The 19,705-nt window shown below is 72.2% G+C and carries 15 protein-coding genes; 7 read left to right on the top strand and 8 right to left on the bottom strand.

Annotated features, from left to right (window positions below; all coding sequences use genetic code 11):
- On the bottom strand, positions 1-497 hold a 497-nt coding region (locus tag ABT023_RS18135), incomplete at its 3' end, for a DNA sulfur modification protein DndB (protein ID WP_350886861.1).
- Between the two features lie 496 nt (positions 498-993).
- On the opposite strand from ABT023_RS18135, the gene ABT023_RS18130 reads away from it, so the two are divergent.
- The 4 genes from ABT023_RS18130 (at position 994) to tmk (ending at position 7,116) form a co-directional block, all read left to right on the top strand.
- Positions 994-4,062, top strand: a complete 3,069-nt coding sequence (locus tag ABT023_RS18130; RefSeq protein WP_350886858.1) for a DEAD/DEAH box helicase — start codon at positions 994-996, stop codon at positions 4,060-4,062.
- Positions 4,063-4,206: 144 nt separating this feature from the next.
- Complete coding sequence (locus tag ABT023_RS18125) at positions 4,207-5,010, top strand: DNA glycosylase family protein (protein ID WP_350886855.1); 804 nt, start codon at positions 4,207-4,209, stop codon at positions 5,008-5,010.
- On the top strand, positions 4,943-6,460 hold the full coding sequence (locus tag ABT023_RS18120; RefSeq protein ID WP_350886853.1) for a B12-binding domain-containing radical SAM protein: 1,518 nt from the start codon (positions 4,943-4,945) through the stop codon (positions 6,458-6,460). Before ABT023_RS18125 ends, ABT023_RS18120 begins: the two co-directional genes overlap by 68 nt.
- Complete coding sequence (gene tmk / locus ABT023_RS18115) at positions 6,457-7,116, top strand: dTMP kinase (protein WP_350886850.1); 660 nt, start codon at positions 6,457-6,459, stop codon at positions 7,114-7,116. Before ABT023_RS18120 ends, tmk begins: the two co-directional genes overlap by 4 nt.
- Here the strand turns inward: tmk and ABT023_RS18110 are convergent.
- Complete coding sequence (locus ABT023_RS18110; RefSeq protein ID WP_350886848.1) at positions 7,074-7,631, bottom strand: class IV adenylate cyclase; 558 nt, start codon at positions 7,629-7,631, stop codon at positions 7,074-7,076. The genes tmk and ABT023_RS18110 overlap by 43 nt on opposite strands.
- 189 nt (positions 7,632-7,820) lie before the next feature.
- Here ABT023_RS18110 and ABT023_RS18105 point away from each other — a divergent pair, with 189 nt between their 5' ends.
- A complete protein-coding gene (locus ABT023_RS18105; RefSeq protein ID WP_350886846.1) occupies positions 7,821-8,255 on the top strand; it encodes a VOC family protein in 435 nt (144 codons plus the stop codon).
- A gap of 53 nt (positions 8,256-8,308) precedes the next feature.
- On the opposite strand, the gene yidD is transcribed toward ABT023_RS18105, so the two are convergent.
- Both yidD and ABT023_RS18095 read right to left on the bottom strand, forming a co-directional pair.
- On the bottom strand, positions 8,309-8,677 hold the full coding sequence (yidD, locus tag ABT023_RS18100; RefSeq protein WP_350886845.1) for a membrane protein insertion efficiency factor YidD: 369 nt from the start codon (positions 8,675-8,677) through the stop codon (positions 8,309-8,311).
- Positions 8,678-8,727: 50 nt separating this feature from the next.
- Positions 8,728-9,885 carry a hypothetical protein gene (locus ABT023_RS18095; RefSeq protein ID WP_350886842.1) on the bottom strand — a complete coding sequence of 386 codons (1,158 nt, stop codon included), beginning with the start codon at positions 9,883-9,885 and terminating at the stop codon, positions 8,728-8,730.
- Positions 9,886-10,142: 257 nt separating this feature from the next.
- Between ABT023_RS18095 and ABT023_RS18090 the strand changes: the two genes are divergently transcribed.
- Both ABT023_RS18090 and ABT023_RS18085 read left to right on the top strand, forming a co-directional pair.
- Positions 10,143-11,696, top strand: coding sequence for a gluconokinase (locus ABT023_RS18090; RefSeq protein WP_350886839.1), 1,554 nt, complete (start codon positions 10,143-10,145; stop codon positions 11,694-11,696).
- Positions 11,697-11,744: 48 nt separating this feature from the next.
- Positions 11,745-13,265: a GntT/GntP/DsdX family permease gene (locus ABT023_RS18085; protein WP_350886836.1), complete on the top strand. Its 1,521-nt coding sequence runs from the start codon at positions 11,745-11,747 to the stop codon at positions 13,263-13,265.
- Between the two features lie 204 nt (positions 13,266-13,469).
- Here ABT023_RS18085 and ABT023_RS18080 read toward each other — a convergent pair whose 3' ends face one another.
- The 4 genes from ABT023_RS18080 to ABT023_RS18065 form a co-directional block, all read right to left on the bottom strand.
- On the bottom strand, positions 13,470-14,228 hold the full coding sequence (locus tag ABT023_RS18080; protein ID WP_350886833.1) for a MerR family transcriptional regulator: 759 nt from the start codon (positions 14,226-14,228) through the stop codon (positions 13,470-13,472).
- A gap of 48 nt (positions 14,229-14,276) precedes the next feature.
- Positions 14,277-16,496, bottom strand: a complete 2,220-nt coding sequence (locus tag ABT023_RS18075; protein WP_350886831.1) for a putative bifunctional diguanylate cyclase/phosphodiesterase — start codon at positions 16,494-16,496, stop codon at positions 14,277-14,279.
- Between the two features lie 493 nt (positions 16,497-16,989).
- Positions 16,990-18,576, bottom strand: a complete 1,587-nt coding sequence (locus tag ABT023_RS18070; protein WP_350886828.1) for a hypothetical protein — start codon at positions 18,574-18,576, stop codon at positions 16,990-16,992.
- Complete coding sequence (locus ABT023_RS18065; RefSeq protein ID WP_350886825.1) at positions 18,573-19,682, bottom strand: hypothetical protein; 1,110 nt, start codon at positions 19,680-19,682, stop codon at positions 18,573-18,575. Before ABT023_RS18065 ends, ABT023_RS18070 begins: the two co-directional genes overlap by 4 nt.
- Positions 19,683-19,705: the final 23 nt, after the last annotated feature.

Raw genomic sequence — 19,705 nt, 5'->3', positions numbered from 1 at the left:
GAGATGCTATCGCTCATGAAGGTCGAGTCCGCTCCGGTCAGCGATTCACTCGCCTTCGCTATCGCGGCAAGCCGATGTTGCCCATCGGTCACAGAGAACTTGGTTTCGTCGCCGATGACGACGAAACCAACGGCAGTGGCGAAGTTGCCGCGCGGGACGTGAATCGCAGGAACCGAACGAACATTCAAGGTAAGGGATGGCAGGATGTAGTTCTGCTCGTTCTCGACAAGATATTTGCCAATAGCACGAACATGGGCCGAGTCCACAGGACGGTTCGTCGCCATGCGCGGGTTGCCGCCCTTGGTAGCAGGCTCGGCAACGACATGATTAATGAGAAACGCGTTCGAAAAGGCCGTGGTAAGCATTAGGCGCCCACCCTGGTGAAAGACCACACAGGTGAATGAGCGTCCGCCAGAAGCGGAGGCAGCCTCGCTCGCGGCTTGTTGGGCAGCGGTAAGGGAATCGTGCTGGGTCAGGCCCAGCTCAGCGAAGAACATCGGCCGTTTACTCCGTCCTCTGTAGATGTTGAGCCTGGCTGTAGGTGGGCATGAACGACGAGGGTCAAATGGTGGACCCCTGACTGCAATACCGCCGGGGCCGCAGTGCACTTGAGCACGGACCATCAAGCGCAAGGACAAATGAGCCAGGAGCTCAAGTGCGGGCGGCACCTTCAGCCTGCAAGCATCGCCCTCTCGCTCCAGCAAGGCGCTCCGGGCACCTTACAGGCAAGAGCCCTATCACCGACGCACGATCCAGACCTGGTTGCCGAACGCGGGAATGCCTGGGTCCGGCAATGGAAATATCAGGGCGACACTCCTGGATCTCCAACTCTGGGGAGGTCTGCCGTTTCCGCTGGTCAGCCAGGATTGCGGCAACAACCAAGTGCTGCTATCGCTGCATAGGCGCATTCGTCTACCGGCGAGTAGGGAAGTCGAACTGTCAAGGACCCGACAGCCAGCTTGCGCACGTCGTATTGGCAGCTACTGTGCCCGGGTGGCGGATCTTGAGCGCGGCATTTACGAGCACCTGGTTACTCACCAGCTCGCCGGCCAGCTCCACCACCTCGACTCCGCCCTGGTCCAGCACCGCCCCCTGGACCCCGCCGACTCCCACAAGCACCTGACCCGTCACCTCGCCACCCTCATCAGCCGCGCCCTGGAGGCCGTCCCCAAGGGTGACGACAAGCTCCACCGCCAGGTCGACCTGGCCAACCGCCTCGCTACCGCAATCGCGGATCTCAACCCCGACGCGGCCGGCCCCAGCGACCATGTCTCCGACGCCCGCAACCTCCTGCACGCCATCGCCGCCCCACCCACCCCACCCGCACAGCCGACCTTCCCGCAGCGCCCCACCACCCCGCTCTCCACAGGCGCGCTCCTCGTCAACGGCCGCCACCAGCCACGGATCGGCCACGAGGTCAACCACGAGATGGCGTCGGCCACCCACGTCGACCTGCTCTGTGCGTTCATCAAGTGGTACGGCCTGCGCATCGTCGAGCCGGCCATCCGCGAGCTGATCGGCCGAGGCGGCAAGCTGCGGGTCATCACCACCACGTACCTGGGCGCCACCGACCAGCGGGCCCTGGACCGGCTCGCCGAGTTGGGCGCCGATGTCAAGGTCTCCTACGAGACCAGGACCACCCGGCTGCACGCCAAGGCGTGGCTGTTCCGCCGGGGCAACGGCACCACCACGGCGTACGTCGGCTCGTCGAACCTGTCGAAGGCAGCGCTGGTTGACGGGGTGGAGTGGAATGTCCGGATCTCGAACATCGAGCAGCCGCACGTCATCGACATGTTCACCGCTACCTTTGAGGACTACTGGAACGACCCCGCCTTCGAGGCGTACGAGCCGGGCAGGGACGCCGAGCGGCTGCGGCAGGCGCTGCGCGGAGAGCGGTCGGACGACGGCATCACCCAAGTCTCGAACTTGGACGTGCGGCCGTACCCGTACCAGGCGGAAATCCTGGCCGACCTGGACGCCGAGCGGCAGGTGCACGGTCGGCACCGGAACCTGGTGGTGATGGCGACCGGCACCGGCAAGACGGTCGTGGCGGCGCTGGACTACCGACGCCTACATCGCGGCAAGACCGTCGACTCGTTGCTCTTCGTTGCCCACCAGGAGCAGATCCTCAAGCAGAGCCTCGCGACGTTCCGCCAGGTGATGGGCGACGGCAGCTTCGGCGAGCTGCTGGTCGGCGGCAGGGAGCCGACCGGCTGGCGGCACATCTTCGCCTCGATTCAGTCGCTGCACCGACGGGAAATCGACCCCGAGAAGTACGACATGGTGATCGTCGACGAGTTCCACCACGCGGAGGCGCCGACGTACGCCCGGCTGCTGGATCGGTTGGAGCCGCGCGTACTGCTGGGGCTGACGGCGACCCCCGACCGGGCCGACGGCGGCGACGTGCGGCGGTGGTTCGACGGCCACGCCGCCGTGGAGCTGCACCTGTGGGAGGCCCTGGAGCGGCAGTTGCTGGCCCCGTTCCAGTATTTCGGGATGCACGACGACGTGGACCTGTCGCACCTGCGGTGGAAGCGCGGCCAGGGGTACGACCTGGGCGAGCTCGGCGGCGTCTACACCGGCAACGAGGCGCGGGCGCGGCTCATCCTCAAGGCCGTAGGGGACAAGGTCGACGTGGACCGGATGCGGGCGCTCGGGTTCTGCGTCGGAATCGGGCACGCCGAGTTCATGGCGGACTGGTTCACCCGCCGGGGCGTACCGTCGGCGGCGGTGACCTCACGGGCGGACCGCGCCGGGCGGTCGCGGGACCAACTGCTTCGGGAGTTCAAGGCCGGGAAGCTGCGCGTGCTGTTCACGGTGGACCTGTTCAACGAGGGGGTCGACCTGCCGATGGTCGACACGATCCTGCTGCTGCGGCCCACCGAGAGCGCCACGATCTTCCTTCAACAGCTCGGCCGGGGCCTGCGGCTGGACGACGACAAGCCCTGCCTCACGGTGCTGGACTTCATCGGCGGGCAGCACGCCAACTTCCGCTTCGACCTGCGCTGGCGGGCGCTGACCGGGGTCAGCCGGCGGGCGATCAAGGACGCGGTCGAGCAGGACTTCCCCTCCCTGCCGAGCGGCTGCCACGTCGAGCTGGACCGGGTGGCGAAAGAGGTGGTGCTGAATAACCTCAGGAGCGCCATGCCCACCTCGAAGAAGGGCCTGGTCGCGGAGCTGCGGCAGCTCGGGGACGTCAACCTGGCCACGTTCCTGCACGAGACCGGGCTGGAGATCGAAGACGTGTACCGGTCAACGTCGGTCGGTGGATGGACCGGGCTGCGGCGGCTCGCCGGCCTTGAGACGTCGACCCCCGGCTCGGACGACCGTGAGCTGGGGCGGGCGGTCGGGCGGATGCTGCACCTCGACGACGTGGACCGGTTGGACCTACTGGCCCGGATCGCGGCCGGGGAACAGCCCGCAGCCGGCCGGCTCTGGGACATGCTGCACTTCGACCTGTGGGGACCCAACGCGTCGCTGGCCTCACGGGACGAGCGGATGGCGCGGCTGTGGGCGGAGCCGGCGCGCTGCGTCGAGCTGCGCCAGGTCGCCGAGGTGTTGCGGGAGCGGATTCACCGGGTGACGACGCGGGCGGGGGCGCTGCGGGTGCACGCCCGGTACAGCCGCAACGAGGCGTGCGCGGCGTTCGGGATGTCGAACCCTGGGTCGCTGCGTGAGGGCGTGAAGTGGCTTCCGGCAGAGCGGGCGGACCTGTTCTTCGTCACGCTGGTCAAGTCGGAGCGGCACTACTCCCCCACCACCATGTATGCCGACCGGGCCATCACGGACCGGCTGTTCCAGTGGGAGTCGCAGAGCACCACGTCGTCGGCGTCGACGACCGGGCAGCGATACGTCAACCACGAGAAACAAGGGTCGACGGTGCACCTGTTCGTCCGCGAGACCCGGGTACCGGACCGGGACCTCGGCGCGCCGGCCTACCTGTACGCGGGGCCGATGGCGTACCGGGAGCACACCGGGGACCGGCCGATGCGGATCGTCTGGGAACTGACCCATCCGCTTCCCGCCGACATGTACTCCGCCGCCCGGACGATCGCCGCCTGACCGACCACCACGTGACTGAGCCGCCACCTGACTGAGCCGCCACCTGTAGACAGCGACAGGCCGACGGCGAGCCGGGGCGCCGGGCCGCTCCCAGCGGTGGAACAATCGCCGGATCGGCGAGACGATCACGCAGAGGGCGGCCTCGTGAGCTTCGACTTTCTCATGACCGATCATCCGGCCTGGCACTCGGACCGCTTCCGTCAGGCCCGCGTCCTGCGGCTCGACGCGGACACGGTATGGCTCGTCGAGGTGCGGGAGCGCAAGGTGTCGACGACGCTCGTAAGCGGGGATCACCCCCTACCCGACCTGCACGTCTTCACACCGCCGGCCGCGGCGCACCCGCATGCGGCCCCCATCCACGCCCCGCTCGCCACGCTGGGGTCGGTCGGCCGGCTCCGGAACCCCAGCCTCTGGGAGGCGCTCGCCACGGCGATCATTCGGCAGGTGATCCGGGCGGCGCAGGCGCGAAAGCTCCATCGGGACTTCTGCCGTCTGTTTGGGAATGGGGTCGCACCATCCGAGGAGATGGACATTTACACTTTCCCATCTCCAGAACGTGTGTTAACCCTGAGCGATGACGACTTTACCGAGAGTGGCATGGCGTTCAAGCGCAGGCCGCTTCGGCACGCGGCCACCGCCTTCCTCGCCCACGGCGGGTCCTGGTCGGAGCTCTCACCGTCGGTCCTGGTCAAGGAACTCCAGACGATTCCTGGCATCGGCCCCTGGAGCGCCGGGGCCGCAGTCGCCGACTGGAGCAACGACTGGTCGCTCTACCCGTATGGCGACCTGGCCGTCCGCACCTGGGCGAGGCGCGCAAACCCCGACCATTCATGGCCGGCCGACGAACCCTCGTTCGCCCGGACGTGGCGGCGGGTGACCGGTGAGCACCTCGGCACGTACACCCTCCTCACCCTCGCCCTCGGCTGCCGACAGGCCGGAGCCGTCTGAGCAGCAGCCCATCCTCGGCGTCGAGCCGGGCACGCCGCTCGACCTGCTGCTGGTCAACGCACCGCTGCGGGACTACACGCTCCGCCCCCGGGTCAACGACTTCACGCTGCCGGTGCTCGGCATGGGCTACCTCGCCACCTACGCCACCGTGCAGGGCTTCAGCGTGGGCGTCCTCGACGGGGAATCCCTCGGCCTGGGCATCGACCGGATCCAGAGCGTCGTCAACGAGGCCGCGCCCCGCTGGGTGGGGTTCAACCTGCTGGCGCCGACGTACGAGCTGAGCGCCCGCATCGCCGCCGGCCTCGACCACGAGATCCAGATCATGGTCGGCGGTCACCAGGCGAAGGCGATGCCGGAGGCGGTCATCGGAGACCCGCGCTTCGCCCGCCTGGAGGCGCTGATCGTCGGCGAGGCCGAGACCCGGGTCGCCGAGCTTCTGAACGACCACCAGCAGCGGGTGCGGCTTCCGGGCGTGATGTGGCGGGACCCGATCCTGGGTACGCCGGTCACGGGTGGTGGGCCGGGCACGGCCTGGCATCTGGCGCCGGACATCAACGCCCTGCCCTTCGTCGATCGGCGGTTCCTCGCCGCCGACCCGTACCGCCCGGGCGACGGGCCGTGGGAGGCGGCGATGGTGGGTGCCCGGGGCTGCCCGTACGACTGTTCGTTCTGCGGCGCGGCCGTCAGCGCCAACCCGGACGTCACCATCCGCGCCCGGGAGCCGGCCAACATCATCGCGGAGATGGACGAACTCAACATCCAATACGGTGTGCGGGCGTTCCGGTTCGTCGACGACCTCTTCCTCGGCTACGAGCGGTTCATCCGGCGCTGCATGGCCGCCTTCACCTCGGCCGACGTCGGCAGCCGGTACGTCTGGGACGCCACCGGCCGGATCAACATCCTCGCCCGCGCCGACGACGCACTCCTGGAGACACTCGCGGCGAACGGCTGCCGGGAGGTCGCCCTCGGCATCGAGTCCGGCAGCGAACGCGTCCTGAGCCACATCGGAAAGCGAATCAGACCCGAGCTGACGCGGGACGTGGTCCGCCGGCTCACCCGCCGGGGCATCAACGTCAAGGGCTATTTCATCCTCGGCCTGCCCACCGAGACGTACGCCGAACTGGAGGCGACCGTCCGGCACATACACGAGCTGTGGGACCTGACCGAGAGTTTCCCCGGCTCCTTCCGGGCGAGCGTCTTCGAGTTCCGTCCCTACCCCGGCACCCCGGAGTGGCACCGGCTGCTGGCCACGGGCCGGTACGACCCGGCGCAGCTTCTGGACTACAGCGCCGTGGACCTGACCGACGACGGACTGGACGAGGCGATGCGGACCCGCGACGAGTTCAACTTCTCGGTCAATCTCCAGTTCGGGGAGGTCGACTTGCCCCACGTGCGGCGCAGGCTGGTGGAGCTGGCCCGGGCCCAACACGATCGGCTGGTCGGCCGGTGACCGGCCGGTTCATCGCCGTCGACGGCCCGAGCGGCGTCGGCAAGACGACGGTGACCTCGCTGCTCGCCGATCTCGTCGCGGCCGAGGGCCACCGCGTCCACCAGACGAAGGAGCCGACCCGCACCCGGCTGGGCGAGACGGCCCGGTACGGCACCGACGACTACCACGGTCTGACCCTCGCCTGCCTGGTCACCGCCGACCGCTACCACCACCTGGAGACGGAGGTCCGTCCCGCTCTAGCCGCCGGAAAGGTCGTCCTCTGCGACCGCTACCTGGCGACCTCGCTGGTGCTGCAAAGGATGGATGGCGTGGACGGCGACTTCGTCTGGGCTCTCAACCGGTACACGAACAGGCCGGACCTGACCATCATCCTCACCGGCGACCCCACCCGATCCCGCACCCGGGCCGCCGCGCGTGGCATCCACAGCCGCTTCCACCGGGGCGGGCCGGAGGCCGGGCGGCGGGAACGCGAGCGGTACGACCAGGTGGCGGTGGAGCTGGCGGAGGCGGGCTTCACCGTGCACCTGCACGAGGTGGGCGAGCAGAAACCGGAGGAGGTGGCGGCCGAACTGCTGATCCGGGTGCGGCTGCTCCTCGCCGGGACCGGCAGCGGTCAGACCCCGACCGACAGGGCCGCGCGGATCAGCGAGTCGTAGGTCTCGGTGCTGCGTTCCAGCTCGACGCGGAGGGATCGGGCGAACCGGTCCAGGTCCTGCTGGACCTCGGCCGCCGGCCGGTCGCCGCTGATCATCGCCTCGATCTCGAAGAACGCCCCGAGCCCGTCGACCTCGTCGAGGCAGAGCAGCATGTGGTCGAGCCGCGCCGTGCGCCGGGTCTTCACGATCCGCATGGTCGGGTAGAACCCCATGGCGAGGATCGCGGCGTGCATCTCGGCCCGGCCGAGGACCTCGGTCTCGTGTTCCGCGCAGGCCAGCTCGTTGTCGAGCGGCTTCTTGACGCAGAACGTGTGCCGGCCGTTCTCGGTGCGCAGCCGCGCGAACGCCGCTCCCGCCTTGCTCTGCCCGTAGCTCCAGCCGTTGGCCGCGTACGCCTGGTCGTCCTGCCGGACCGGCGCGGAGAAGACGGCCCCCCGATCGTGCAGGGCTCGGACCAACGCCGCCGGTTCGGCGACCCGGTACTTGACCTCGATCTCCCGCACCCCGTCGGTCATCGCATCTCCCAGGGCCAGAGCGTTCGTGGACCCGGTCACTCAACCACAGGCACGCCGGCCCTCACCCGGTGACACACTGCACCTGGACGCGAATTGTCGGGCGCGAGAATCCCGAGGTCGTAGGGCCGCACCTGGACCTGCTGGAGACCGTCGAACACGTCGCCAACGAGCGGCGGCTATGTTGCGGGCATGGAACAACGGATCAGCCTGATCACCCTCGGCGTCGCCGACCTGTCCCGCGCCCGCGCCTTCTACGAGCGGCTCGGCTGGCGCGGCCAGGAGGTCGAGCAGACCGTCTTCTTCCAGGCCGGCGGGCTGGCCGTAGTGCTGTGGGCGCGTGACGAGCTGGCCGCCGACGCCGGCATCGGCGACGCGGGCGTGGGCGGCTTCGGCGGGCTGAGCCTGGCGCAGAACGTCCGGTCCCGCGAGGAGGTCGACGAGGTGATCGGGGCGGCGGCCGGGGCCGGGGCGACCGTCACCAGGCCCGCCCGGGAGACCTTCTACGGCGGGTACGCCGGCTACTTCGCCGACCCGGACGGGCACCTGTGGGAGATCGCCTGGAACCCGGGCTTCCCCCTGGCCGCCGACGGCACCCTCACCGTCCCCGACTTCGGCACCGCCTGACGCCGCCTCGGCAGCCGAGACGGCCGAGGCGACGCGGGGCGGGGCGGGGCGGGTCAGCGGACCGGGTCGTGGGTGCCCCGGGGCACGTGTGGCTTGCAGCGCCGCAGCCGCTCGGCGGCCATCCGGCCGCCCACGGCCAGCCCGTGCCGCTCGACGGCGGTGAGCCCGTACGCGCTGCACGTCGGGGTGTAGCGGCACTGACCCGGCCAGCGGTGCGACAGCCAGCGCCGGTAACCGAGGATCGCGGCGCGGCCGGCGCGGTCGACGACCGGCGCCCGGGTCGCCCCGGCGGCCACCGAGCCGAGGGTCAACATGAACGAGAACAGCCCGAAGTCGCAGCAGTCCGGGCCCTCGCAGTCGCAGTCGGTGCAGGAGTCGCCCCGACGCTTCTTCTTGCGGTGGTTCCGCTTCAGATTGATCACGACGCCGATGGTGCGACACCCGCGCCACCCCGCCGGCCCGGGGGGCGGACTCAGGTCCAGACGGTGCGGCGGAGGCCGTCGTGCGTGGCGCAGGCGTCCTGCCGGCCGCCGGTGAGGCTGAGCGCGCCGTCGCGACACTGCACCAGGTACCCCCGCCCGGCCCAGAAGTCCTGCCCGCAGTCGAAGTAGTCACACACCCGCACGTCGGGCTTCCGGATGCGGGAGCCGCCGCAGTAGTCGTACCCGAAGGGGTTGGCCGGGGCGCCGCAGAGCCCGTCGCGTTCGGGGGTGGCTGACGCGGTGCCGCGTCGGGGCTGCTTGGGGGTGGCCCGGCCGACGGCGGCGGCGCGGGAGGTCGGGTGCGCCGCAGGCGGCGGGGTGGGGGCGGCTGTCGGGGTGGGGGCCGCGGTGGCGGCGGACGCGACGTCGGAGCCGGGCCGCACCGGCGGGTCCGACTCGAAGAGCACCGCGGGGACCAGCAGCGCCGCGGCGACGGCCACCGCGACGGTACGCCGGCCGCCCGGCACGGCGGCGGTGATCCGGGCCTGGCCGGGGGTGGCGATGGCCGGACGGAACGGCCGGGTCTGGTCGTGCTCGGCGATCAGCTCGTCGAGCTGGGCGAGCACGGTGCCTCGCTGCTCGATGGCGTCGGCGAAGGCCAGGGCGAGGGTGAACCGGAACTCGGCGGCGGCCTCGGCGGGCAGCAGCAGCCCGGAGGTGCGCCGCCGGTCGAGGACCTGGATCAACGTGACCGGCGCCGCCGGGTCGTGGGCCAGCCCGGTCATCTTCCCGTACGCCCAGTCGCGCCGGCCGCGCCCGCCGAGCAGGACCAGCCGGCGGTCGGTGAGCACGGCGATCCCGGCGTCGGTGACCTTGACCCCGTCGGGGCGCCGGTGGTGCAGCGCCGGCCGGCCGGGATCGACGCTGAGGTCCGGGGCGGGGAGCACGGCGGCGTGCCGCAGCTCGACCAGTTGCGCGGCGGGCAGCGCCCAGTGGACCCGCTCGCCGGGGGCGAGTTCCAGGGGCAGGCCGGCGTCCGCCGTCGCGCGCCGGCCGAAGTCGGCCGCCGTCGCGCGCAGCCGCCGCAGCTCCTCGTCGCGCCGCCGCCACGCCTGCTCGGCGGCGCGGTACGTCCGCTTTCGTCGTTCGTTCTGCCGGTACGTCCACCGGTACCGCCACGTGGAACCCGTCGAATCAGTCTTCGCCACGCCGACTCCTTAGCCGCGCGAGCCGCCAACCGGGGTGTCATCCGGATCAACGGCGCCGACCGGTCGAACGGACCCGGCAAAGCGGGCGAATCACCTGATCGGTTGACAAGAGCGGCCGAGAAGCGGATGACGCCGCGTCGATTCACGTTCTGTCGGCGGTCCTCGGCGACGCCGTGTGGATCGGTGAATCGCTGGGTAACGTCAGCCGCAGCCGGGCCGCGATGCCGCGCCGGCAGCACCGACGCGAAGGGGGACCCGTGACCGGCCCGGATCAGCGCCCGCGTGTCGTGATCGGGGTCGACATCGGCACCACCAGCACCAAGAGCGTCGCGTTCGACACGGACGGCCGGCAGCTCGCCACCTGTTCCGTCGGCTACCCGTTGGACGAGCCGCACCCCGGCTACGCCGAGCAGGACCCCCTGCTGATCTTCGACGCGGTGGTGGAGACGGTCCGCGCGGTGGTGGCGGAGCTGCCCGGGCCGATCGCCGGACTGTCGTTCAGCACCGCGATGCACAGCCTGATCGGGCTCGACCCGGACGGTAAGCCGCTGACCGCGTCGGTGACCTGGGCGGACTCCCGCTCCAGCCGGCAGGCCGAGCGGCTGCGGGCGGTCCCGTCGGGTCTGGCGCTGCACCGGCGAACCGGCACCCCGGTGCACCCGATGGCACCCCTGCCGAAGTTGGTCTGGTTCGCCGAGCAGGAGCCGAGACTGTTCGAGCGGGTCGCACACTGGGTCGGCATCAAGGACTACGTGCTGCTGCGGCTGTGCGAGACGCTGGTCACCGACCACTCGGTCGCCTCGGCCAGCGGCCTGATGGACATCTGGAGGCTCGCCTGGGACGCCGATGCGCTGCGGATCGCCGGGATCACCGAGGAGCAGCTCCCGCAGCTCGTCCCGACCACCACCGTGCTGCCGGGGCTCACCGCGGCGGCCGCCGCCGCGACCGGCCTGCCGGCGGACACCCCGATCGTGGTCGGCGCCGGCGACGGCCCGCTGGCCAACCTGGGCCTCGGCGCGGTGCACCCCGGCGTGGTGGCCTGCTCGATCGGCACCAGCGGGGCGATGCGGGTGATGGTCGAACGCCCCGCCGTCGACCCGCTCGGCGGGGTGTTCTGCTACGCGCTGACCGAGGACCGCTGGGTGGTCGGCGGCGCGATCAACAACGGCGGGATCGTGTTGCAGTGGGCCGGCGACGCGCTCGCCCCCGAGCTGGGCGAGGAGTCCGAGGAGAAGCTGCTCGACCTGGCCGCCCACGCGCCGGTCGGCTCCGGCGGGCTGATCATGTTGCCGTACCTGCTCAGCGAGCGCGCCCCGCACTGGAGTGCGCTGCCGCGCGGGGCGTACGTCGGGTTGACCCACGGACACCGCCGCGAGCACCTGGTGCGGGCGGCGCTGGAGGGGGTCTGCCAGCAGCTCGCCCTGGTGCTGTCGTCGGTGCGGGCGGCCGGCAACGAGGTGCGGGAGGTGCGGGCCAGCGGCGGCTTCGCCCGCAGCCCGCTGTGGCGGCAGATGCTCGCCGACGCGCTCGGCATGCCGGTGCGGTTCCCGGCCGGCCACGAGGGCTCCAGCTTCGGCGCGGCGCTGCTGGGCATGCAGGCCCTCGGCCTGATCGCGTCCGTCGACGTCGCCGCCGACCTGGTGAAGATCGACGAGACGGTACGCCCCGACCCCACCGCCGCCGCCGTCTACGCCGCCCTGCTTCCGCTGCACTCCGAACTGTACGACGCGCTCGTTCCGACGTTCGCGTCGCTGCGGCGGCTGGCCCCGAGCCTGCCGCCGGAGCCACCGCCCACCTCTCCACCCATGTGATCGCCCGTACCCTGCTGGCACGGACGCCGTCCGAAGGTCGTGATAGCCGTGGTCGCTCTGCTCGCCGCACCGGCGGAACCACTCACCGACGCCGGTAACACCCAACTGATCGTCGCGGCCCTGCTGGGCATCGCCGCGGTGGTGGTCCTGATCGCCTGGGGCAAGGTCCACCCGTTCCTGTCACTGATCCTCGGCGCGGCAGTACTCGGCGTCGTCGCGGGGGTGGCGCCCGACGCCATCGTCACGTCGTTCAGCGGCGGCGTCGGCTCCACCGTCGGCGGGGTCGGTCTGCTGATCGCCCTCGGGGCGATGATCGGCGGCCTGCTCGCCGAGTCCGGCGGCGCGGACGGCATCGTCACCCGAATCGTCAACAAGGTCTCCGGATCGGCCCTGCCCTGGGCGATGGCCGGGGTGGCCGCGCTGATCGGCCTGCCGCTGTTCTTCGAGGTCGGCGTGGTGCTGCTGGTGCCGATCGTGCTGCTCGTCGCGAAGCGCACCGGGGTGCCGCTGATGAAGGTCGGCATCCCGGCGCTGGCCGGCCTGTCGGTGCTGCACGGCCTGGTCCCGCCGCACCCCGGCCCGCTGGTGGCGATCTCCTCGCTCAACGCGGACCTGGGCCTGACGCTGGGGCTGGGCCTACTGATCGCCATCCCGACCGTGATCATCGCCGGGCCGGTCTTCGGCAACATCATCTCCCGGTACGTCCCCGCGACGATCCCCGAGGCGCTGCTGCCGACCCGTACGTCGGCCGGCGTCGGGGGTGGCGGGACCGACCGCGGCGCCGCAGGCCGCCAGCAGGGCGGCGTGGACGGCGAGCTGCTCACCGAGGACGACCTGGTCAACCCCGGCACCGGCCGCCCCGGTGCGCCGGTCGACGACTCCGGCACCGAGACCGCCCGCCGGGCCCCGAAGTTCTGGCCGGCGGTGATCACCGTGCTGCTGCCGGTGGCGCTGATGCTGCTGCGGGCCGTCGGCGAGCTGGCCCTGGCCGAGGGCAGCGCCGGCCGCAAGGCCCTGGACATCGTCGGCGCCCCGATCGTGGCGCTGCTGGCCGGGGTGATCGTGGCCATGTTCACCCTCGGCTTCCAGGCCGGGTTCAGCCGCAAGCAGGTCTCCTCGGTGCTCGGCGGCTCGCTGCCGCCGATCGCGGGCATCCTGCTGATCGTCGCGGCGGGCGGCGGGTTCAAGCAGGTGCTGGTGGACGCCGGGGTGGGCAACCTGGTCGCCGACGCGGCGGAGAACGCCAGCCTGTCCCCGCTGCTGCTGGGCTGGCTGGTCGCGGTCGGCATCCGGGTCGCGACCGGCTCGGCGACGGTCGCCACGATCACCGCGGCCGGCATCGTCGCCCCGCTCGCGGCGACCCTGGACCGGCCCGAGGTGGCGCTGCTGGCCCTGGCCGTCGGCTGCGGCTCGCTCTTCTTCTCGCACGTCAACGACGCCGGCTTCTGGCTGGTGAAGGAGTACTTCGGGCTGACCGTCGGGCAGACCATCAAGAGCTGGTCGGTGATGGAGACGATCATCTCGGTGGTCGGCTTCGCCGGCGTCCTGCTGCTCGACCTGCTGTTGTGACGCCCTGATCCGCCCCCGCAGCAGACGGTATCGAAGCAGGAGGGCCGGTGCCGCGAGACCGAGTCGCGGTGGCGAGACCGGCCCGGAACCCGTGATCGCCCGATCCGGTCTTCGCCACTGGTCATCGACGCCCCGGCCCGGTGATGTCGCGGACGACTCAGCTCCACAGGGCCCACGAGCATGACGATCAGGCCCGGGTGACGATCAGGCCCGGGTGATCGCGTTGGCGTGGATCGCCTCGGCGAGGTAGGCGGTCAGCCCGGGGCGGATCGCCTCGTAGTAGGCGGTGAACCGCTCGTCGGCCACGTACATGTCGGCCAGGCCGGTGTGAATCTCGTACGTGCAGTCGTAGAACCAGCGGCTGATCAACTGACGGTGCTCCTCGGCCAGCGCCATGGCCTCCGGGCCGCCGGCCGGTGCCCCCGAGGCCATCAGCGCGGTCAACCGCCGCCCCCAGTCCTCGTTCTCGGCCTTGTTGCGCAGCCAGTCGTCCTTCGAGTAGCCGGCGGCGCGTCGGCTCGACTCCCGGTACGCCTCGCCGTCGCCCCACCGCCGCTCCGCCTCCTCGGCGTGCGCCTCGGGATCGACGTCGCCGAAGACCTCGAACCGTTCCTCCGGGGTCAGTCTGATGTTCATCCTTCTCGCCTCCAACGCGAGCTCGATCGTCGCGACCATCTCCTGGAGCTTCCCGATCCGCCCGCTGAGCAGCTCGTGCTGCCGGCGCAGGTGCGCCTTCGGGTCGGCGGCCGGGTCGTCGAGGATCGCGGCGATCTCCTCCAGCGGGAACCCCAGCTCGCGGTAGTAGCGGACGAGCTGCAACCGCTCAAGGTCCGCATCGTCGTAGCATCGGTAGCCGGCCGAGGTGCGCCCGCTCGGCGAGAGCAGCCCGATCTCGTCGTAGTGGTGCAGCGTCCGCACCGTCACCCCGGCGGCCTTCGCCACCCGCCCCACCGTGTACGCCATGGTTCCCTCCCTTCCGGAACCAGGCTGCCGCCTGCCGCAGCGTGAGGGTCAAGCCTGATTCTGCGGCACGGGAGTGAATTTGGCGCGCAGGTCGGCGAGGCCGGTGGGACGACCGTAACGCCAGCCCTGGCCGTGGACACAGCCGATAGCGGTGACCGCCTCGTGCTGCTCGTCGGTCTCCACCCCCTCGGCGACCACGGTCAGGTCGAACGCCCCGGCCAACCGGGTCACCATCTCCACCGTCGCGTACGCCCGGGTGTCCTCGCCGAGCCGGGCCACGAACGACCGGTCGATCTTCAGCTCGGTGGCCGGGATGTGGTGCAGGTAGCTCAGCGACGAGTAGCCGGTGCCGAAGTCGTCGATGGCGATCCGGATGCCCAGCTCACGGAGCTGACGCAGCCGCTCCAGCACCGTGTCGCTGCCGTCGATCAGCGCCGACTCGGTCAGCTCAAGGGTCAGCGCGCGGGGCGCCAGGCCGGCGCCGGCGGTGGCCGCGGTGACGGTGGCGATCAGGTCCGGTCGGCGCAGGTGCGCGGCGGCGATGTTCACCGCGACCGTCGCCTCCGGGGCGCGGTCCCGCCAGGTGGCGGCGGCCCGGCATGCCTCGTGGATCACCCACCGGTCGATCGGCAGGATCAGCCCGGTCTCCTCGGCCAGCGGCAGGAAACGCGCCGGGGTGAGCAGCCCCATCCGGGGATGCCGCCAACGCACCAGCGCCTCGGCGCTGCGCACCTCGCCGGTAACCAGGTCGACGATCGGCTGGTACTCCAGGTGCAGTTGCTCCTCGTCGACGGCGCGGCGCAGATCGGCGATCAGCTCGGCCCGGCTCACCGTCGCCTCCCGCAGGGCCGGGGTGCAGGTGCGGTACACGGACTTGCCGCCCGCCTTGGCGGCGTACATGGCGATGTCGGCGTCGCGGAGCAGGTCGGTGTGGGAGGCGTGCTGGGGGCCGTACTCGGCGATGCCGATGCTGGCCGAGGGGTGCACGCCCGCCTCCTCCTCCCCGGGGGAGGGTCGCAGGGCGGCGAGCAGCCGCTCGGCCACCCGCTCCGGCCGGACCTGCCGGTCGCCGTCGACGAGGACGGCGAACTCGTCACCGCCGAGCCGGGCGATGCTGCCGTCGTCGGCCACGGCCCGCGCCATCCGGCCGGCGATGCTGGTCAGCAGGATGTCACCGGCACCGTGCCCGAACCGGTCGTTGACCTGCTTGAAGCCGTCCAGGTCCAGCAGCAGCACGGCCACCGGGGCCTCGTCGCGCAGCGCCTCACGCAGCCGGCGGTTGAACATCAGCCGGTTCGGCAGGCCGGTGAGCTGGTCGGTGTAGGCGAGTTGGCGCAGCCGGGCGACCAGCCGGAGGTTCTCGTTGGCGGCCAGCCCCTGCCGCAGCGCCAGGACGCCGAGCAGCGCCATCATGCCGACGAAGACCATGTGCGGGGTCTGCCCGGTGGGCCGCCGGGCCAGTATCACCGCCACGATCGCCCCACCCACCGGCAGGTACGGCAGGGCGACCCGCCACCAGGGCGGCAGCGGCGACTCGGTGGGCTCGTCGACGTCGTCCGAGGCCGGAGGCAGCGGGTACCGGCTGGCGGCGGCGATCAGCAGGTAGCTCAGCGGCCAGCAGAGATCGATCGGGTGGCCGGGGGCGTAGCTGCCGTTCGCGAAGAGCGAGACGTATGCGGCGTCGGCGACCGCCCGGGTGACCAGGCTGGCCCCGATCAGGGTCAGCGGACGCCACATCGGCCGGGCCGGCCCGGCCACCGCGACCAGGATGGTCAGCTGTACCAGATCCAGCATCGGGTAGAGCAGCCCGAAGGTGCGCAGCGGGTCGGTCAGGTCGGCGGCGGCGATGCCGCGGAACACCACGACCCAGCCGATCGGGATGAGGGCGAGCCCGACGATGACGCCGTCCAACACCGTCCGGGCCCGCCCGACGGCGCTGCGCGGGGCGGCGAGGGAGCAGAGCAGCGCGGCGGTGCCGGTGACGATGCCGAGGGTGAACAGCAACCCGATCAGCGGGGTGTTCGGCAGGCCGCCGTCGCCGATCCGTTGCGCCGTCCACAGTGCTCGGCCGAGCACGGCGAAACCCATGGTGGCCGCGAGCAGCGCCCAGAAGCGGCGTAGCGGCGCGGGGTGCCGGCGGGCCGCGTCGACGCACGCGTAGCCGGCCCAGCCCGCCACCGCGACCGCGCCGAGATCGCTGACCAGGGCCGCGCCGGGCAGTCGGGCGATCAGCCAGACCGCCTCGACGAGCAGGACGATCGCGGCCACGACGAGTCCGGCCCGACCGGGCCGGTACGCCCCGGCGGGGGTCGTGCGGGGGTGAGGCGCGTCGTGGGACAGCACAGCGGTCGCTCCGGCTTCCTCTCCTTGCGCACCTCGACGGTGAGGACCGGTCGTTGACGGCGAACGACGAAAGCGTAGTCAGCCTACGGGCGGGCCGCCAGGGTCTTCCGGCCGCCTGCGGCGAGGGCTGCCAAGGTTCGTGGGGCCGGCGCGGAGGCAGCCACCGCGCCGAACCGCATTGCTACTTCGATGGTGGACGACCCGATCCTTTGTGACGGAGGAAGCTTGCTCCATGTCGGCACGATGGTGTCCGCCGGCTCCTTTGGAGCTGCCCCCACAGACGGGGCAGCCAAGAGCCCGCCAGGGGTGGCCCGAGATGGCGAGGGGTGGCCCGAGTGCACTCACCCCCGTGCCCCGTTCATGCGGGCAGCTCCAAAGGAGCCGAGGAGGGCACCCGCCGAGCCACGCCGGCGAGCGGTCAGGCCCAGTCCTCGGCCGGGTCGCCGTCGGACGGGCCGACCACCGGAGTGGAGGCGACACCAGCACCAAAACCGGCACCGGCACCGGGCGGGTCAGCGGGGCCGGGGCTCTGGTCGGGGGTGGCCGCGGCCGGGGGGCCGCCGTGGGTCCACGGGGTCTCCGCCGGGTCGGGGAACGCCCCCGCCGGCAGGAACCCGTCCGACAGGGTGGTGAGACAGAGCCGTTCCCCCACCTCCGGCACGGTGCCCGGCGGGGCGCTCAGCCCTCGGCCCATCCCGCCGGAGAGTTCCAGCACCACCTCGGTCTTTCCGTCGGCGGCCGGGGTCAGGAAGACCACCTTCGCCTTCTGCCCCGGCCGGGCCGGCGAGTACAGCGTCGCGCCCACCGGCACCGCCACCGGCTCGGTGGTGACCACCTGGATGCGGGGCCGCAACACCGGCCGTTTGCCGGTGTCGTCCACCCGTCTCGGGTCGGCCAGCGTCACGTCCCCGACGAACGCCTCCCCGGTCAGCCGGTGCTCGGCCATCACCAGCGGGTCGTCGTAGGCGCGCTGGACCGCGTACGAGGTGCCGGCCCGCTCCAGCCGGTGCAGGCGCACGGCCGCAGCCACCGCCCCGTCCCGGCGCGGCTGCGGCCCGCCGCCGGCGTCGACGTGCTCGGCGTACGCGGTGAAGGCGTCCCGGTCGGCGGCCCAGCGGCCCTCGACGCGCGCGCCGGGCGGCAGCGCGGCGAGCAGCCCCACGCCGCGCCACATCAGCTCCCAGGTGGGCGCGAGCTGCCCGCGCAACTCCCGCTCCAGCTCCGCGTACGCGGACCGGCGGGCGGTCTCGTCGTCGGCCGCGTCGGTGTACGCGGCGATGGCCGGGGCGAGCACCCGGTTGTCGAACTCCGGGTCGGTGGCCGGGCCGGCGGGCGGGCAGACCGCCGGGTCCTCGGCCCGGGCCGCCGCCCGCACGCCGTCCAGCCCCGGCGGTGGGTCGAGCCAGCCGAGCACCGCCGGCAGGTGCAGGTCCTCCACCGCGCTCTGCCCGGTGGCCCAGTGCTGGGTCAGCGCCTCGGTCATCGCCAGCAGCGCCGACGAGCCGGGGTGCTCGGCCCGTTCGGCGAAGAAGGTCAGCCAGCGCCCGAGCAGCGGCACCGACGGGTGCACCGGGTACTCGCCGTCGGGCCGGCGGAACCGGGTGGAACGGCCGAGCAGCCGCAGGAACGTGACCCCGGCCGGGTTCGGCAGCAGCAGCTGCGGCGCGTCGACGTACCGGTGCCGGACGTCGCGGCCCCGGTCCACCGCGACGGCCTCGGACAGCCCCCGGAACGAGTCCAGGTAGGGCAGCACGATCCCGGCCAGCTCGGCGGCGAACGCGAATCGCTGGTCCCGGTTGCGGGGCTGCGGCACGATCAGCAGCCGGGCGTCGTCCGGGGCGGCGCCGACCAGCGCCGCGAGGGGCGCGTTGGCCTCGCCGGCCATGGCCAGCGGCACCAGCACCAGCGGCCGGGGCGACAGGTGCAGGTGCCGGACGGTGGCCACCGGCTGGGCCACCCCGGCGGCGAGCGCCTGGGCCCTCGCGAGCGCGCGCAGCGTACTCATGCGGGCCGCCCGGCCAGGGCGTCGGCGCGCAGCCGGGCCGCGGCCCGCAGCAGCGCGGCGGCCTCCGCCTGCTCCGGCTCGCCGGCGTGCTCCCCGCCGGCCAACGCAAGCGCCTCCGCCACGGTCGCCACCCCGCCGAGCGCCTCGCGGACCGGCCGGCCCAGGGTGGCCGTCTCCGCACGGGTGGCGTGCCGGCAGAAGTACGCCAACTCGCAGGCGGCCAGGCACTCCGGCGCGTAGCGGGCCGGCACCGACAGCAGGGACCGGCGCAGGTCGACGGGGTCGGCCGTGGGGTCGGCGGTGAAGCCGGCCGGCACGTCGGCCAGCAGGTCGTCGATCCGGGCCGTCCGGTCGAGCTGCCGGCGCAGCACCAGCAGTTGCTTGCGCACGTCGACGAGGCTGGCCACCGGCTGGTTGGCGAAGTCGCGCGGGCAGACCAGCAGCACGTCCGAGGAGACCAGTTCGGGATCGTGCCCCTCGGCAGCGAGCAGCTCGCGCAGGGCCAGCACGTAGACGGCGGACTGGATCGCGGCGGCGGCCACCTTGCCCGGGTCGGCCTGCCCGTCGATCACCGGGAACGACTTGACCTCGACCACGTGGAACCGGCCGGCGAGCCGGGCGGCGACCAGGTCCGGCTCCAGGTGCACCCGCTGGCCGGCGACGTCCAGGCCGAGCAGCGGATGGTCGAACAGGGCGGCCGGGTCCCCCACGCCGGTCGGCGCGGCTGCGGCCAGCGCGGCCCGGGACCGCGCGGACCGGTCGGGTTGGCCGGGCCGGTCGTCGGCGCCGAGGTCGGTCCACGTCGCCGGGCCGCCCGGGTCGACGCCGAGCCGCTCGGCGACCAGCCGGAGCAGCTCGGCCCCGCCGTCGGCCTTGACCTGCGCCTCGAACGCGTTGCCCCGGGTGATGGCGAACCGGGACTGACCGAATCGGGCCGGGAAGCCGACCCGCTCGGCCAGCTTCGGCTTGTCCACCCCCGCGCTGTCCAGCACGGCCCGGCGGGCGCAGCCGGGGTTACCGGTCAGGGCGGCGATCGTCCGGGCGTTGTGCCGCCGAGGTGGTGCGTCGCCCCGGATCTCGGCCAGTCGCTGCGCGGTGCTCGTCACGACACGCCACGATAGGCCCTCTC

The sequence above is a fragment of the Micromonospora sp. NPDC002296 genome, from assembly GCF_040296145.1.
In the GTDB taxonomy this organism is placed as follows: domain Bacteria; phylum Actinomycetota; class Actinomycetes; order Mycobacteriales; family Micromonosporaceae; genus Micromonospora.
Note: the sequence above shows the minus strand (reverse complement) of the source record. Positions and strands in the feature narration are given on the sequence as shown.